A 15,531-nucleotide genomic window follows, 5' to 3' on the forward strand; every position below is an offset into this window, starting at 1 on the left:
CAGTCAACGTCTAGGGTGCCGGGCCGGCCGAGCAGGGCGGCGATCCTCAACAGCCCGTCAGTTCGTGACCGCCTCGGACAGATTCTCCGGGTGCAGCATCTCGGCGTAACGCAGCGGCTCCGGGACCCCGAAACCGTCGACCAGTGTCTCGGCATGCGGGCGAAGTGCCCGGCAGCGGTCGTTGATGCCCCGGGTGACCGCCTTGGCGCGCTCGGTGGACAGGTAACGGTGCTCGATGTACCACGCCTTGTCGTCCTCGATCACCGAGAGTGCGTACAGGTCGCACAGGATGCCGAGTAGTTCGCGGGCCTGCTCGTCGGGGCACGCGTCGATCCCGGCGACGAACGCCTCCAATATCACTCGATCGATGTGTGCGCTGGCGGCGTGCAACACGTGATCCTGCACCGAGTTGAACGCCTCGAATTCCGACATCTCCTTGGATTTGGCCTGCAGCCGGCGCGCCACCGATGCCAGCAGATATTCTTCGCGGTCTTCAAACATCTTGATCTGTGTGCCGCGGTTGAACAGGCTGCCCTCTTCCTCGCTGTCCTGCCGGGCGTCCACGATCGTTTGGATAATCGTCTCCGCCGCAGTGCGTTTGATGACGCGTTCCCCAACAGTGTTGGCGGCGAAGCGCACCCATTCGACCGGACTCATGCTCTTGATGTCGTCGGCGTATGCCGTCAGCAGCTCCTTGGCCACCAGCTGGGTCAGCACGTGGTTGTCGCCCTCGAAGGTGGTGAAAACGTCGGTATCGCCGCGCAGCCCGATCAGCCGGTTCTCCGCCATGTAGCCCGCACCGCCGCAGGCCTCGCGGGACTCCTGGATCGCGCGGCTGGCATGCCAGGTGTTGGCCGCTTTCAGCCCCGCGGCACGCGCCTCCAGTTCGCGCTGCTCGTCGGCATCGGGCGCGTCTGCGCTCTGCACGTCATGACATTTGCTGACCAACTCGTTTTGTGCGAACTGCAAGGCGTAGGACTTCGCGATCAACGGAAACAGCCTCCGCTGGTGCACCAGGTAGTCCATGATCAGCACTTCGGAATCGTCATTAGGTGCACTGAATTGCCTGCGCTGCAACGCATATCGGGTGGCGATGTCCAGGGCCACCCGACCTGCCGCACCCGCGCTGCCGCCCACGGTGATCCGGCCGCGGACCAGGGTGCCCAGCATGGTGAAGAACCGGCGGTTCGGGTTGTCGATCGGCGAACTATAGGTGCCGTCGGGAGCGACGTCGCCGTATTTGTTCAGCAGGTTGACTCTCGGGACCCGGACGTGGTCGAAGACGATGCGGCCGTTGTCGACACCGGGCAGCCCACCCTTGTATTCGCAGTCCGACGTGGTGATTCCCGGCAGATCGTTGCCGTCCTCGTCGCGGATCGGCACCAGGACGCAGTGCACGCCGTGGTTGACCGGCTTGCCGTCCTCGCTGGTGATCAGTTGCGCGAAAACCGCTGCCATGGTTGCTGTTTCGGCGGCGCCGCCGATGTAGTCCTTGCGGGCCGACGGGGTGGGGGAGTCGATGACGAACTCCTCCGTGTCGGGGTCGTAGGTCGCCGTGGTCTCCAGCGACTGCACGTCGCTGCCGTGCCCGGTCTCGGTCATCGCGAAACAGCCGCGCAACTCGAGGCTTATGATCTTGGGCACGTAGGTCTCGTGGTGGCGCTCAGTGCCCAGGTTCTCCACGGCGCCGCCGAACAGCCCCCACTGCACCCCGGCCTTCACCATCAGCGACAGGTCCGACATCGCCAGCATCTCGATCATCGTGATCGCCGCACCGACGTCGCCGGTGCCGCCATGCTCTTTCCGGAAACTGTCGGCGGCCGCACCGAACGCCGCCATGATCCTCATCTGCTCGGCAACCTTGGTGCGGGCGATCACGGTGTTCGGGGTGTAGTGCGGGCGGAACAGGTCCTCGGTCAGTGTGGCCCGCATCCGGTTTCTGACATCACGCCAACGCCCGTCCAGTGCGTTGCGCAGATACTCGGCAGTGCTAGTCGTTTCAGGCGCCATAATTTGACAGTAATGTGCGGCTTGCGTCGCGGCGAACAACGGCGACAGTTCATGTCACGGAACGAAATGTCCCCGCGGCCGTCAACCCCTGGCGCCCGAGCCGGCCGACGCGTCAGCGCTCGGGGTGAGGGGCTCGTGCGGTCCGGCGGGGTTGCGACGTTCGCCGAAGGGGGAGCGCAGCCGATAGAGGGTGAATCCGGCCGCGATGACACCGAAGAGCACCAGCATCGCCATGTCGAACACCCACCAGCCGCTGTAATGAGTCCACGTCACCGCGTTGGCAGCCAGCGAGTCGATGTGGCGCAGATTGGCGGTGGACGCCGAGGCGGCAAAGCCCCACTGCGCCGGGACGAACCAGCTGATCTGCTGCATAACCCACGCGCTCACCAGCTGCACCAGGCTGCCGTTGAACAGCACCGATGCCAGGATCACCAGCACCGCCAGCGGCAGTACCTCCCGCAGCGACTTACCCAGCGACGACAGCGCAAGCCCGATGACTGCCGACACGATCGCGGTGACCGCCACACTCACATAGAGCTCCACCGTGGAGTTGCGCAGCAGGACAGCACCGCCTCCAGGCTCGCCCTTGACCGCGATGACAATCGCGAACACGACGGCTGTCCAGACGGCCGCGGCCAGGCCGTACACGGCGATCTTGGCGGCCAGATAGGCCGGAGCCGACAGCCCTATCTCCTGCTCGCGCCGGAAGGTGCGGTGTTCGGATACCAGCGTGCGGATGGTCAGCGCCGTGCCGAGAATCACCGCGGACACGTTGAAGGCGGCCAGGACCTCAATGGCCTCGTGAGTGTTAGTGCTGCTGGGGCTGGGCCGAGCCAGGCCCGAATCACCTGGAATCAGCAGCGTCAGCCCCGCCAGGACGAACGGCAGGATCGCCAGAAACGCGGAGTAGGTGCGATTGCCGAGAAGCAGTCGGACTTCGCGACGGACCAGCAACCGCATCTGCCGGGTGCGGGACAGCCCGGGCTCGGGCGGCCAGGGTGCGGCGACCTCGGGTGCCGCGGTGGGTGCCGTGGTCTGCGGCCGGGTCCGGAATGCGCGGTGGGCTCCTTCGGGATCGGCGCTCACCTGGGCCAGGACCGCGGACCAGTCGGCGGTACCCATCGCCGACTCGACCTGCAGGGGCGTTCCGAGATACGCCACTTTGCCCGTGCCGGTAAGCACCAACACCTGGTCGCAGGCGTTGACGTCGGTGAGCGACGTGGGCGCCGAAATCGCCGCGACGACCGCGCAGCCGATGTCGGCCTGGCGTCGCAAGATCGCCATGACGTGACGTTGTTGGGCCGCATCCAGTCCGGCGGTTGGTTCGTCCACCACGAGCAGGCTGGGCCGGGTGACGAGCTCGACGGCCAGGGCTGCGCACCGGCGCACCTCGGGTGTGAGCTTTCCGATTCTGGTGTCACGGTGGGGCGTCAACTCGAGCTCGTCGAGAACCTGGCTGACCACCAGGTCACGCTGCTCGGACGGCGTATCCGGCGGCAGTCGCATCTCGGCCGCATACGCCAGGACTCGCGCGACGGTGAGCTGGCGGTGCAGGCGATCGTCGCGCGTGACCACCCCGATGCGGGCGCGCATGGACTGCGGCTCGGCGTGGGCGTCGTGTCCGTCCACCGTGACGCGTCCAGAGCTGAGTTTTCGCGAACCGGCCAGCAACCCGAGCAGTGCGGAATTGCGCGCGGCCGATGGCCCGATGACCGCGGTCATGGTGCCGGGACGCGCAGTGAACGAAACGCCCGACAGGGTCTCGTGCCCGTCGACCGACAGCCCTAACCGGTAGGCCGTCGCCCCGGTGGTGCGCGACGCGGTGCGCAGCGGCAGGCGATAGGTGGAATCGGCTTCGTCGGTGCGGAAGGAGGGGCGCTGGACGCGGAACTTGCTCGTCACCATGCGCTCGATCAAGCTGGGGCCTTTGCGCTGCTCCTGTTCGGCGGCAGGCGGAACCGGTGGCTGACCCACAGGACCGGGGGGCGGGGGAATCGCACCAGGAGGTGGTGGCGACGGAGGGGGCGCGACAGGCCGCTGGCCGGCGGGCGGTGGTGGTACGACGACGGGCATCCGCTGGGTGGCGCTCTGGGTGGGAATGCGCGGGTCGGGCTGGTTCGGGTAACCCGGCGGTGGCGCACCGGGTGGAAGCGGCGGCGACTGCGGGGGCGGCGGCGGATAAGGCATCGCTGGTGTCGCCGACGGCGCTGTTTGGAAGACCAGGCGCGGGCCGTGCTGCGGATCTCCGATGGTGAACCCGAGGCCGTCGCGGATCTCAACCGTCGACACCCGCGATCCGTTGAGGAAGATGCCGCGGTGGCTCAAATCAATGGCCACCCATTGCGTTCCGGTGAACCGCAGCACCACGTCCGCGCGGGGCGTCGGCGGCGCTTGGGTGGGAATGCCGAGGCGCTCCAGCGGGATGTCGCAGCCCGGGCCGTATCCCACGATCACGTCGCGGCCCGGGATGAAGACATACCTCGCCGGTCCAGCCCATACGGTCAGTGAGGCCGGATGCGCCGAAGCCTCGGTCGGCATGGCCGCCACCTTTCGTCACCGGTTGGATCGAATTCGTCTCGCCGTCAGGCACTGGCCGCCCGCGGCCGCCGGTCGCCGTGCCCGTTTAAGTGTCTACCCCTGCCCGAGGTCCATCCTCCAGCTCGCGGCGTTCACAGGGTGTTACGGCGGCCCGCAAGAGAGGTAGCCAGCGAGGCGTTGTCGAGCAGCCGCCGCAACACGTCGACCGCTTGCGTCAGCACCTGCCGGTCCGCGGCGTCGAGCAGCGCCAATTGCGGCTCGATCGCAGCGGCGCGATCCGCCCGAACCGCGTTCAGCGTGTGCCTGCCCTCGGCGGTGATGCGGATTCGCACAGCACGTGCATCGCCCGGGTCCACCATCCGGGTGACCAGGCCCGCCTCCTCGAGCCGGCGCACCTGCGTTGTCATCGTCGGTTGTGAGCAGTGATCGACTGCGGCCAGATCACCGATCCGGGCTTCTCCGTGAGCTTCGATGGTGGCCAGCAGCCTGGCCTGAGCTGCAGGCAATGGCATCTGGATGCGCTGGGTGGCCAGCCGATTGAGCCGCGCGACCACCGCGAGCAGATCGGCTCCCAGTCCCTGCGCTCCCTCGAGTTTTGCGGTATCGACGACGTTGTCCATACCTCTATGGTTGCATAGCTTTGCTAAGCGAGGCCAAAAGACGAAGCGGTTCAGTCGTTTGCGGATCACCCGGTGGAATGGCCGGACTCAGCGTTGCGGCCTGGCAGAATCGGTCGAGTGAGTACCCCTCGCCCCGTCCGCTCGCGCCGTAGGGGTGGACCCCTGAAACCGACCGAGCTGGCACAGGCCTCGGTCATGGGGGCACTCTGCGCAGTGATCGCCATCATCGCCACAGTCATCCCGTTCGCTCAGGGGTTGGCGCTGGTGGGCACGGTGCCGATGGCGCTGGTGGCCTACCGCCACCGCCTTCGCGTGCTTGTCGCCGCAACGGTTGCCGCCGGGATGATTGCTTTTCTCATCGCCGGACTGGGCTGCTTGGTAGCGGTCATCAACTGTGCCTACATCGGTGGGTTGACCGGATTCGTCAAACGCCATCATCGCGGCACACCGACCGTAATTGTCTCGTCTTTTGTCGCCGGAGCCGCCGTCGCCGGCGTAACCGTCGGAATGTTGGCGGTGCTAACTCGGCTGCGCCACCTGATCTTTCAGGTCATGACCGCGAACGTGGATGGTGTCGCCTCCTTCCTGGTGCGCATACACCTGCAGGGCGTAGCGGTGGATGTGCGGCGGGCCTTCGCCTACGGACTCGATCACTGGCCGTGGTTGATGCTCGGCTATGGCATCTATGCCGTGATGGTCTCTTCGTTAGTCGGCTGGTGGGTGCTATCGCACCTGCTATCGCGGCTGCACAACATTCCCGACGTGCACAAACTGGACTTCCCGGATGAGGCACCGGATGCTCCGATCGGCCCGGTGCCGGTCCGGCTGGTCGACGTCCGGTTTCGTTATCCCGGCGCCAGCCAAGACGCTCTGCGCGAAATCAGCCTCGACCTGCGGGTCGGAGAGCATGTCGCGGTCGTCGGAGCTAATGGGTCCGGCAAAACCACGTTGACGCTGATCTTGGCGGGCCGGGAACCGACGTCGGGCGAAGTGCATCGCCCTGGCGCGGTGGGTTTAGGCACAGTGGGCGGAACTGCACTTGTCCTCCAGCACCCGCAGACTCAGATCCTGGGCACCAGGGTCGCCGACGACGTGGTCTGGGGACTGCCGCCGGGCACGCAGGTCGATGTGGGGCGGCTGCTGGCCGAGGTGGGTCTCGAGGGGCTCGCCGAACGCGACACCGGCAGCCTGTCCGGCGGAGAACTGCAGCGTCTTGCACTGGCGGCGGCGCTTGCCCGAGAGCCGTCGCTGCTGATCGCCGACGAGTTCACCAGCATGGTCGATCAGCAGGGGCGCGAACTGCTGCTCGACGCGCTCTCCGGTCTTCCCGAGCGGCACCGGACGGCTCTGGTGCACATCACACACTTCGACAATGAGGCTGCGTCCGCGGATCGCACCATCAACCTCAGCGATTCGTTCGATGACAGCGGCATGGTCCGGGGGGCGCCGCCGCCGGTGCCGACCGTCACCGTCAACCCCGGCTCGTCCGGCGTGCCGGTGATTGAAGTGGTAGGCATCGGCCACGAATACAACTCTGGGACGCCCTGGGCGAAGACTGCGCTGCGCGATATCAACTTCCAGGTGGAGCAAGGCGACGGGCTTCTGGTCCACGGCGGCAACGGTTCTGGCAAGTCGACACTGGCGTGGATCATGGCTGGGCTGACGGTGCCCACCGACGGGGTCTGCCTCATTGACGGCGAGCCCACCCATCGCCATGTCGGCGCGGTGGCTTTGTCGTTCCAGACCGCCAGACTGCAGTTGATGCGTAGCCACGTCAACTTGGAACTGGCATCGGTGGCCGGCTTTTCGCCTGACGACGACAATCGCGTGGCCGCGGCGCTCGAGGCGGTCGGATTGGATCCCGCACTGGCACAGCGGCGCATCGACCAGCTCAGCGGTGGACAAATGCGCCGTGTGGTGCTGGCTGGATTGGTCGCGTGTTCGCCCCGAGTGTTGATCCTTGACGAGCCCCTTGCCGGCCTCGACGCCCGCAGTCAGAGCGGTCTACTGCGATTGCTGGCGGACCTGCGCCGTACGCGCGGCCTGACTCTAGTGGTCATTTCGCACGACTTCCACGGGCTGGATGAGGTTTGTCCGCGGACCATCCACTTACGCAACGGTGTGTTGGAAACGGTGTCTACTACTGCCGCGGCGGGAGGACTGGCGTGACCACAACTTCCAGCGCGGCATCCAACGCGAGGAGGCGCCGTTCCAGTTCGGTTGTTCTGCTGGTTCCAGTGCCTGGAAGTTCGGCCATTCACCACTTGTGGGCCGGCACCAAACTGCTCGTTGTGTTCGGCGTTTCCGTGCTGCTGACTTTTTATCCGGGGTGGGTGACGATCGGGTTGGTGGCGGCACTGCTGGCGGCGGCAGTCTGGATTGCGCGCATTCCACGTGGTGCGTTGCCGCCGATTCCGCGGTGGCTGTGGGCCCTTCTCGCCTTGGGCTTTGTTACTGCGGCGTTGGCTGGTGGCGGCCCCAACATCACGATGGGCGGGCTAGTCATCGGGCTGGGCGGAGCATTGAACTTCCTCCGGATCACCGCGCTTTCGGTCGTACTGCTGGGGCTGGGCGCCATGGTGTCCTGGACTACCAATGTCGCCGAAATCGCGCCTGCGGTAGCGGCTTTGGGCCGACCGCTGAAGTTGCTGCGCATCCCGGTCGACGAGTGGGCGGTGGCGTTGGCTCTTGCGCTGCGCGCCTTCCCGATGTTGATCGACGAATTTCAAGTGCTCTATGCAGCTCGTCTGTTGCGACCCAGTCAAATACCGCCGGGCCGTAGAGCCCGGGTCCGGCAGCAGAGCCGGGGCATGATCGACTTGATGGCCGCCGCGGTGGTGGTGACCTTGCGCCGGGCTGACGAGATGGGCGATGCGATCACCGCGCGCGGCGGAACCGGTCAGCTATCCGCCAGCCCGGCACGGCCGAAACTGGCGGACTGGCTGACGCTTGCCATCGTGTTTTCGGTCGGCGTTGCCGCAGTAGTGATCGAAACCCTGATAGTGCACTCAAGCTAAGGCAGCGTCGAAACAACCCCTGGCCGTGCGCATCTCGCGGCTCGGCCCTGGTGCCTCGGCAACCGTCCCGGCTGGCGCGGCTGCTTGGTCGGGGCTGATCCGCCGGCGCTACGGCCGCATCCGGTCGATGAGATTACTCAACACGACGATGCTTTCGCTGCGTTCGACGTCCGCACTGGACCGGATTCGCTCCAGGGCCGCCTCCAGATGCCCCATGTCTCGGGCCAGCACATGCAGTATCGCGTCCGGGGTGCCTGTCACTGTCGCGGCGCTGAACACCTCGGGGATGTTCACCCACGCTGCTCGCAGTTCGTCGGGCGCGATCCGGCCGTGACAGAACACCTGCACGTAAGCCTCGGTATTCCAGCCCAAGGCGTTGCGGTCGATGACGGTGGTGAAGCTTTTGATGACGCCGCTGTCCAGCATCCGGTCGACGCGCCGCTTCACCGCCGGCGCCGACAGATTCACCTTCTCGCCGATTTCGGCGAAGGTTGCGCGCGCATGTTCGGTCAACTCGGCGAGGATGCGCTCGTCGGTCTCGTCCAAGCGCTCCATGGCGCACCTCCCGTGCTGAGGACAACAAATCGTCGACAGACGGAATGTAGCGCAATAAATCGCGCATAGACACGCAATATACGTAGTTTGATTAATAGGAGAGCTGCAAATACCGTTGATTTATGACGGACCTACATGTGGTAGCACCCCGCACCGCGATGCAATCAGCCGGGCGCACCGTGCTCGGCCGCGCATCGAGCCTCCGTCGGTACGCCATGACACCGCCGACCTATTTCACGGTCGAATACGCGATCAACCCCTGGATGGACACCGGCACGCCGGTCGATGTTGGCCTGGCGCAAGCCCAGTGGGAGAACTTGTATCAGACGTACCTGCGGTTAGGGCATCACGTGGATGTGATCGAGCCCGAGGCCGGGCTTCCGGACATGGTCTATGCCGCCAACGGCGGGTTCATCGCGCGCGACGTGGCGATCGCGGCAAGGTTCCGGTTCGCCGAGCGCGCCGGTGAATCGCGCGCCTACGCCCAATGGATGTCGTCACTCGGCTACCGGCCCGTCTACACGCGCCACGTCAACGAAGGACAAGGCGACCTGCTGCAGGTGGGCGACATTGTGTTGGCCGGCTGGGGATTTCGCACCGACCGGCGTGCGCACTCGGAAGTCTCGGCGGCACTGCGGGCGCCGGTGGTCTCGCTGGAACTGGTGGACCCTCGCTTTTATCACCTCGACACCGCCCTGGCTGTTCTCGACAACCACACCGTCGCCTTCTACCCACCGGCGTTCAGCGCAGCAGCCCAACAGCAGCTATGTGCGCTGTTCCCGGATGCCATCGTCGCGGACCCGGCCGACGCCTACGTGCTGGGCCTCAACGTCGTCTCGGACGGCCTGCACGTGGTACTTCCTGCTGCCGCAACGGGGTTCGCCACGCAATTGCGGCGAGCCGGGTTCGAGCCGATCGGCGTCGATTTGTCCGAGCTGCTCAAGGGCGGCGGTTCTGTCAAGTGCTGCACATTGGAGGTATTCCCATGACGATTCTGGACGCGCAGACGTCGCAGAAGGTCACCGCCAACCGCATGGAGACCGCGATCAGATTGGCGGAACGGCGTGCAGCGCACAACTATTCACCTCTTCCGGTGGTCGCCGCAAGCGCCATCGGCGCGTGGATCACCGACATCGACGGTCGCCGCTATCTGGATTGCCTATCCGCCTACTCCGCGGTGAACTTCGGCCACCGCAACCCCGAGATCACCGCCACCGCACATGCGCAACTCGACACGGTGACGTTGGTCAGCCGAGCGTTTCATTCCGACAAGCTCGGCCCGTTCTGCGCCGCTCTGGCCTACCTGTGCGACAAGGACATGGTGCTGCCGATGAACTCGGGCGCCGAAGCTGTTGAGAGCGGAATCAAAGTCGCCCGCAAGTGGGGCACCGACGTCAAGGGCGTCCCCGCGGATCAGGCGAATATCATCGTGGCCGACAACAACTTTCACGGTCGCACGATCAGCATCGTCAGCTTCTCCTCCGATCCCACCGCGCGAAATGGATTCGGGCCCTTCACACCGGGATTCCGTTCGGTGCCTTTCGGTGATGCCGCCGCGCTGGCACAGGCGATCGACGACAACACCGTCGCGGTGCTGCTGGAGCCGATCCAGGGCGAGGCCGGCATCATCGTGCCGCCCGACGACTATCTGCCGGCCGTGCGCGCGCTGTGCAGCGAGCACAACGTGCTGATGATCGCCGACGAGATCCAGTCGGGGCTGGCGCGCACCGGCTACACCTTCGCTTGCGAGCGGTGGCGGGTAGTCCCGGACGTCTATCTGCTGGGCAAGGCGCTGGGTGGTGGGGTGGTGCCGTTGTCGGCGGTGGTGGCCGACCGCGACGTTCTGGGCGTGTTGCATCCCGGCGAGCATGGCTCCACCTTCGGTGGCAACCCGCTGGCCGCCGCGATCGGCACCACGGTGGTGTCGATGCTGGCGCGGGGCGAATTCCAAGCCAGGGCGACGGCGCTGGGTGCGCATCTGCATCGGCGGCTGCGGCAACTGATCGGCCAGGGTGTCCTGGAGGTACGGGGCCTGGGGTTGTGGGCCGGCGTCGATGTGGACCCATCGCTGGGCACCGGCAAGGAGATCAGCTTGCGGCTGGCCGACCGCGGTGTATTGGTGAAAGACGCCCACGGTTCGACGCTGCGCTTCGCTCCGCCTTTGGTGGTGACCGCCCAGGAGATCGACTGGGCGGTCGGCCAGCTTGCTGCGGTGTTGCGGGAGGCTGCTTCATAATCAGCTGATCCGGCAACAGGAGGGGCACTTGCCAGCCACGTCGATCAGCCTGAAACAGCAGATGCTGCGCCGGCGGCCCGTGGTGGGCGCGCACGTTGCACAGGGGGCCGCTGACCACCTCAAGCGCGGTATCGGAACCTTTCAGCTGACCATGTTCGGCGTCGGCTCCACGATCGGCACTGGCATCTTCTTCGTCATGTCTCAGGCCGTTCCCGAGGCCGGCCCGGCAGTGATCGTCTCCTTCCTCCTCGCAGGCGTCGCCGCCGGTCTCGCGGCCGTCTGCTACGCCGAATTGGCCTCGGCGGTACCCGTTTCCGGTTCGTCGTATTCCTACGCCTACACCACGCTCGGTGAGGTCGTGGCCGTGGGAGTGGCCGCCTGCCTGCTACTGGAATACGGGGTGGCGACCGCCGCGGTGGCGGTCAGCTGGAGCGGTTACCTGAACAAGCTGCTGAGCAATGTCGTGGGATTTCAACTGCCGCATGCCTTGTCGGCCGCGCCGTGGGACCAACAACCCGGCTATGTCAACGTGCCGGCAATCCTGTTGATCACGATGTGCGCGTTGTTGCTCATCCGCGGCACCAGCGAATCGGCCAAGGTCAACGCGATCATGGTGATGATCAAACTGGGCGTGCTCGTCGTATTCGTCATCGTCGCCTTCACGGCGTTCGACGTGAACCAGCTTCATAATTTTGCGCCGTTCGGTGTTGCGGGTATCGGTTCGGCGGCCGGCACCATTTTCTTCTCCTACATCGGCCTCGATGCCGTCTCCACCGCGGGCGACGAGGTGAAGAATCCGCAGCGGACCATGCCGCGCGCACTGGTCGGCGCGCTGCTGACCGTCACCGGCGTCTACGTCTTCGTCGCGCTGGCCGCGTTGGGCACCCAGCCCTGGCAGAACTTCGCCGGTCAGCAGGAAGCCGGGCTCGCCACGATTCTCGACAACGTCACGCACGGCGGCTGGGCCAGCACGATTCTGGCTGCCGGAGCGGTTATTTCGATCTTCAGCGTCACACTGGTCACCCTGTACGGCCTGACCCGGATCCTGTTCTCGATGGGCCGAGATGGACTGCTGCCCGCGAGGTTCGCGACGGTCAACCCACGCACCATGACCCCGGTGAACAACACGGTGATCGTCGCGGTCGTGGCCTCGTCATTGGCCGCCTTCATCCCGCTGCAAAAGCTGGCGGACATGGTGTCGATCGGCACGCTCACCGCGTTCGTGGTCGTCTCCGTCGGGGTGATCGTCCTACGGGTGCGTGAGCCCGACCTGCCACGGGGATTCAAGGTTCCGGGTTATCCCGTCACGCCGATCCTTTCGGTGGCGGCCTGCGGGTACATCCTGGCCAGCTTGCACTGGTACACCTGGATCGCGTTCGGCGGTTGGGTGTTGGTGGCGCTGATTTTCTATTTCGTCTGGGGTCGCCACCACAGCGCACTCAACGCCGAGACGGTCGAACGGTCGAGCGACGCTCAGTGACGATGTCTCATTGGCGTGCGGCGGCGGCGTTGGCCGCGGTTTGAGCCTGCTGCAACGTCGCTGCGACATCGCCGCGGCCTAAGAACATCTCGTCGAAGTACGGCCTCAGGGCGTCGTTGCCGGCGGCAAAGCCGGCCCCACCGGGTGCCGCGATGCGCGGACCGTTCAGCACGGCGAAGAAGGGGGTGACATCGACCACCCTGGTGGCCCAGTACCGGAAGTACACCGGTTGGGCAGACGACACGGCGGGGATGGCCGCACCGTAGCGGCCCAGGTATTCGTTGCCCTGCTTGCTGCCCATCCAGGCCAGAACCTGGCGCACCGCGTCGGGATGCCTCGTCGCCGCATTGCCTGCGGCGGCAATGCCGTTGGTGACGCTGACCCGCCCGGCCGGCCCGGTGGGCATCATCGCCACGCCCCAGTGGAATCGGGCATCGTTAGCGACCGGCGCCAGGTTGTAGGTGCCGGACTGGAAGAGCGCCATCCGGCCGGCCAGGAATTGGTTGCGAGAAAAGTCGCCGTTGTCGTTGGTATCTGCGGCGGGCGGCGCGACGTGGTCGCGGTTGATCAGGTCGACTAGATACCGGAAGGCCGTCACGGACGCCGGGTTGTCGAACGCGAACTTGTCACCGTGTTGGAACACGCCGCCGGCCGAGCCGATGTAGTTCAGGTAGATGCCCTGCGGGTCATTGGCCGCGTTGTACGCCCACTGCCGCACCCGTCGCGGGTCGAAAACCGCAGTGCCGGCGCGGTTTCCATCGGCATCGACGGTGAGCCGGCCCAGCAGGGGACGCAAAGTGTCGTCGCCGTCGGGGCTCCACCGCAGGTCATTCAGCTGGGCCGGATCGATGCCCGCGGCGGCGAGAAGATCCGCGTTGTAGTACAACGCGATTCCCGCATCGGTCAGCTGCGGTACACCCCACAGCGTGCCGTTGCGGGTGAACTGCTCGACCACCGGCTGCTCCCAATCCGACGCGGCCTTAGGCCCAAGCACCTCGCCGATGTCCAGAAGCCGGCCGCTGTCGGCGTAGGCCGCGAGGTAGGCGTTGGACAACCAGAAGATGTCGTCGGCGCTGCCGCCGGCCACATCGGTGCGCAGGGTGCTGAAGTAGGTCGAATACGACACCAAGTTGAGGTGCACGTCAATATCGGGATGTGTGCGGGTGAAGGCCTCGAATGATTGGCGATAGGCGGCGCCGATCTGATCGCCCCAGATTCGCACCGTGACGACGGTCTGGCCGCCATGGGGCTCGCCGGAGTAATCGAGCAGCACCGCCATCGCGGCCAGCAGGACCGCTACCACCGCAACCGATCCCGCGGCCAGCGTGGAAAAGCGAAGCCGTCTCACTTGAGTCCCGAGACGACGATCGACGCGACGATGTGGCGCTGGAAGACCACGAACAGCGCGATCAGCGGGGCGATCGCGATTGTGGTCGCCGCCATCACCAACGTCCACTGCGAGTTGAACCGCGACTGCAGATCAGCGGTCGCGACGGTGAGCACCCGCCACTTGTGTCCGCTGGTAATCACCAACGGCCACATGAAGTTGTTCCACTGCGAGACGACCGTGATCAACGCCAGCGCCGCCAAAACCGGTCGGCTGGACGGGATCACCACGTGGACGATCACGTCCAGGGTGTTGGCCCCGTCCAGACGTGCGGCGTTGATCAAGTCATTCGGAACGATCCGGAAGTGCTCGCGCAGCAAGAAGATCGCGTACGGCGAGCCGAACATGAACGGCAGCACCAACGCCCAGAACGTGTTGCGCAATCCGAGCTGGGCCATCATGAGGTACAGCGGCACCACCGTGACCGTCCCGGGCACCATCAACGTCGCGATGTAGACCCAGAACAACGCATCACGTCCGGGAAACTGCAGGCGCGCAAACGCGTATCCGGCAAGAACGGAAAAGGTCAACTGGCCCACCAAAATTACCGCGGTCATCAATGCGGTCACCGCCGCCGCGCGGACGAACCCCGCTCCGGCCAGATTGGCGAAGTTGCACAGCGTGGGCGGGCGCGGCAGCTGCAGCGGGGTGCCCGTGACGAACTGGTGTGCCGAGGTGAACGCCGTCATCAGGCCAAGCGCGAACGGCGCCAACGTGATCAACGCGCCCAGCGAAAGCCCGGCGTAGATCACCACGTTGCCGGTTCGACTAGGTGAGGTCATAGCTGATCCGTCGCCGAAAATACAGATGCTGAACCAGCGTGACACCGATCAGGATCACGAACAGCACCACCGCCATGACCGACGCGCGGCCGATCGCCGCCGAGCCGAACGCTTCGGCGTAAATGCGATGCGCCACCAGGTCGGTGCTGCCGGCCGGACCGCCACCGGTCAGTGCGTACACCATGTCGAAAACCTGTGCCGTGCTGACGATCCCGGTCACCAACACAAAGAACGTCGTCGGCCGCAACATGGGGATAGTGATGCGCCAGAACCGCTGCCATGCGGTGGCGCCGTCGGTGCGCGCGGCGGCGTGGACGTCGTCGGGAATGGCCAGCAGGCCCGCCAGAAACGACAACGAGACGTATCCGACGTTGGTCCAGACCACGACGGCCGAAACCAGCGGCAGCGCAAAGCTGGGATCCGACAGCCATTCGATACTGTGTCCCAAGACGGTGCTCACGGCGCCATCAGTGGGAGCCAGGATCCAGCGCCACAGCACCGCGATGGCCAGCGGAGCGCAAATCCAGGGCAGCACATACAGGGTGCGAAACAGACCGGTACCGCGAAGCTGGCGGGCCAGCATGGTCGCGGCCAGCAATCCCAGTGCGGTCTGCGCCGGTACTACGATCGCCACGAAGATGGCGGTGACGATCAGCGAGTTGCCAAACCCCGCGTCGGTCAGCACCGAGCGCCAGTTGGACAGGCCGACAAAGCGCAGCGGGCCGAGCAGATCCCACCGGCACAGGCTCAGCCAGAGCACCACCAGGATGGGCAACAGCAGAAAGGCGACCACGCCGAACAGACTGGGCGCCAGCAGCGCATAGCCCAGCGCGGTGGGGCGAGGTTGTCTCCCCGGTACCGCACTGGCCATGGGGTAATTAAAGCGGGCGCCGCCGGGGTTTGGGG

At 65.7% G+C, this 15,531-nt stretch carries 12 protein-coding genes; 5 read left to right on the forward strand and 7 right to left on the reverse strand.

The genetic code is table 11. From position 1 onward, the window contains the following. Positions 1-57: 57 nt before the first annotated feature. From A5625_RS17750 to A5625_RS17760, 3 genes are all read right to left on the reverse strand, one after another. Positions 58-2,010 (reverse strand): acyl-CoA dehydrogenase, encoded by a 1,953-nt coding sequence (locus A5625_RS17750; RefSeq protein ID WP_066996648.1) that lies wholly within the window; start codon positions 2,008-2,010, stop codon positions 58-60. 81 nt (positions 2,011-2,091) lie between these two features. Beyond that, positions 2,092-4,548 carry an ATP-binding cassette domain-containing protein gene (locus tag A5625_RS17755; RefSeq protein WP_082984451.1) on the reverse strand — a complete coding sequence of 819 codons (2,457 nt, stop codon included), beginning with the start codon at positions 4,546-4,548 and terminating at the stop codon, positions 2,092-2,094. Between the two features lie 131 nt (positions 4,549-4,679). After that, complete coding sequence (locus A5625_RS17760; RefSeq protein WP_066996651.1) at positions 4,680-5,168, reverse strand: MarR family winged helix-turn-helix transcriptional regulator; 489 nt, start codon at positions 5,166-5,168, stop codon at positions 4,680-4,682. Positions 5,169-5,363: 195 nt separating this feature from the next. On the opposite strand from A5625_RS17760, the gene A5625_RS17765 reads away from it, so the two are divergent. Both A5625_RS17765 and A5625_RS17770 read left to right on the forward strand, forming a co-directional pair. Next, positions 5,364-7,337 (forward strand): ATP-binding cassette domain-containing protein, encoded by a 1,974-nt coding sequence (locus A5625_RS17765; protein ID WP_082984447.1) that lies wholly within the window; start codon positions 5,364-5,366, stop codon positions 7,335-7,337. Beyond that, the gene (locus A5625_RS17770) at positions 7,334-8,185 is read left to right on the forward strand and encodes an energy-coupling factor transporter transmembrane protein EcfT (protein ID WP_066996654.1); all 852 of its coding nucleotides are present in this window, start codon (positions 7,334-7,336) and stop codon (positions 8,183-8,185) included. Before A5625_RS17765 ends, A5625_RS17770 begins: the two co-directional genes overlap by 4 nt. Before the next feature lie 108 nt (positions 8,186-8,293). On the opposite strand, the gene A5625_RS17775 is transcribed toward A5625_RS17770, so the two are convergent. Continuing rightward, entirely contained in the window at positions 8,294-8,740 is a 447-nt protein-coding gene (locus A5625_RS17775) for an Lrp/AsnC family transcriptional regulator (RefSeq protein ID WP_066996657.1), read from the reverse strand. A gap of 122 nt (positions 8,741-8,862) precedes the next feature. On the opposite strand from A5625_RS17775, the gene ddaH reads away from it, so the two are divergent. Genes ddaH through A5625_RS17790 form a run of 3 tightly spaced genes read left to right on the forward strand, consistent with a single transcriptional unit; the run spans position 8,863 to position 12,456 of the window. Continuing rightward, a complete protein-coding gene (gene ddaH / locus A5625_RS17780) occupies positions 8,863-9,729 on the forward strand; it encodes a dimethylargininase (RefSeq protein ID WP_066996660.1) in 867 nt (288 codons plus the stop codon). Beyond that, the gene (rocD, locus tag A5625_RS17785) at positions 9,726-10,976 is read left to right on the forward strand and encodes an ornithine--oxo-acid transaminase (protein ID WP_066996663.1); all 1,251 of its coding nucleotides are present in this window, start codon (positions 9,726-9,728) and stop codon (positions 10,974-10,976) included. The genes ddaH and rocD overlap by 4 nt, the downstream gene beginning before the upstream one ends. 28 nt (positions 10,977-11,004) lie before the next feature. Beyond that, positions 11,005-12,456 carry an APC family permease gene (locus tag A5625_RS17790; protein WP_066996666.1) on the forward strand — a complete coding sequence of 484 codons (1,452 nt, stop codon included), beginning with the start codon at positions 11,005-11,007 and terminating at the stop codon, positions 12,454-12,456. A 7-nt stretch (positions 12,457-12,463) separates the two neighbouring features. Here A5625_RS17790 and A5625_RS17795 read toward each other — a convergent pair whose 3' ends face one another. Genes A5625_RS17795 through A5625_RS17805 form a run of 3 tightly spaced genes read right to left on the reverse strand, consistent with a single transcriptional unit; the run spans position 12,464 to position 15,496 of the window. Next, positions 12,464-13,804, reverse strand: a complete 1,341-nt coding sequence (locus tag A5625_RS17795) for a sugar ABC transporter substrate-binding protein (RefSeq protein WP_066996669.1) — start codon at positions 13,802-13,804, stop codon at positions 12,464-12,466. Beyond that, complete coding sequence (locus A5625_RS17800; RefSeq protein WP_066996673.1) at positions 13,801-14,625, reverse strand: carbohydrate ABC transporter permease; 825 nt, start codon at positions 14,623-14,625, stop codon at positions 13,801-13,803. Before A5625_RS17800 ends, A5625_RS17795 begins: the two co-directional genes overlap by 4 nt. Then, on the reverse strand, positions 14,612-15,496 hold the full coding sequence (locus A5625_RS17805; RefSeq protein ID WP_066996676.1) for a carbohydrate ABC transporter permease: 885 nt from the start codon (positions 15,494-15,496) through the stop codon (positions 14,612-14,614). Before A5625_RS17805 ends, A5625_RS17800 begins: the two co-directional genes overlap by 14 nt. Between the last annotated feature and the right edge of the window lie 35 nt (positions 15,497-15,531).

It is taken from the genome of Mycobacterium sp. 1465703.0 (assembly GCF_001672975.1).
GTDB lineage: Bacteria > Actinomycetota > Actinomycetes > Mycobacteriales > Mycobacteriaceae > Mycobacterium.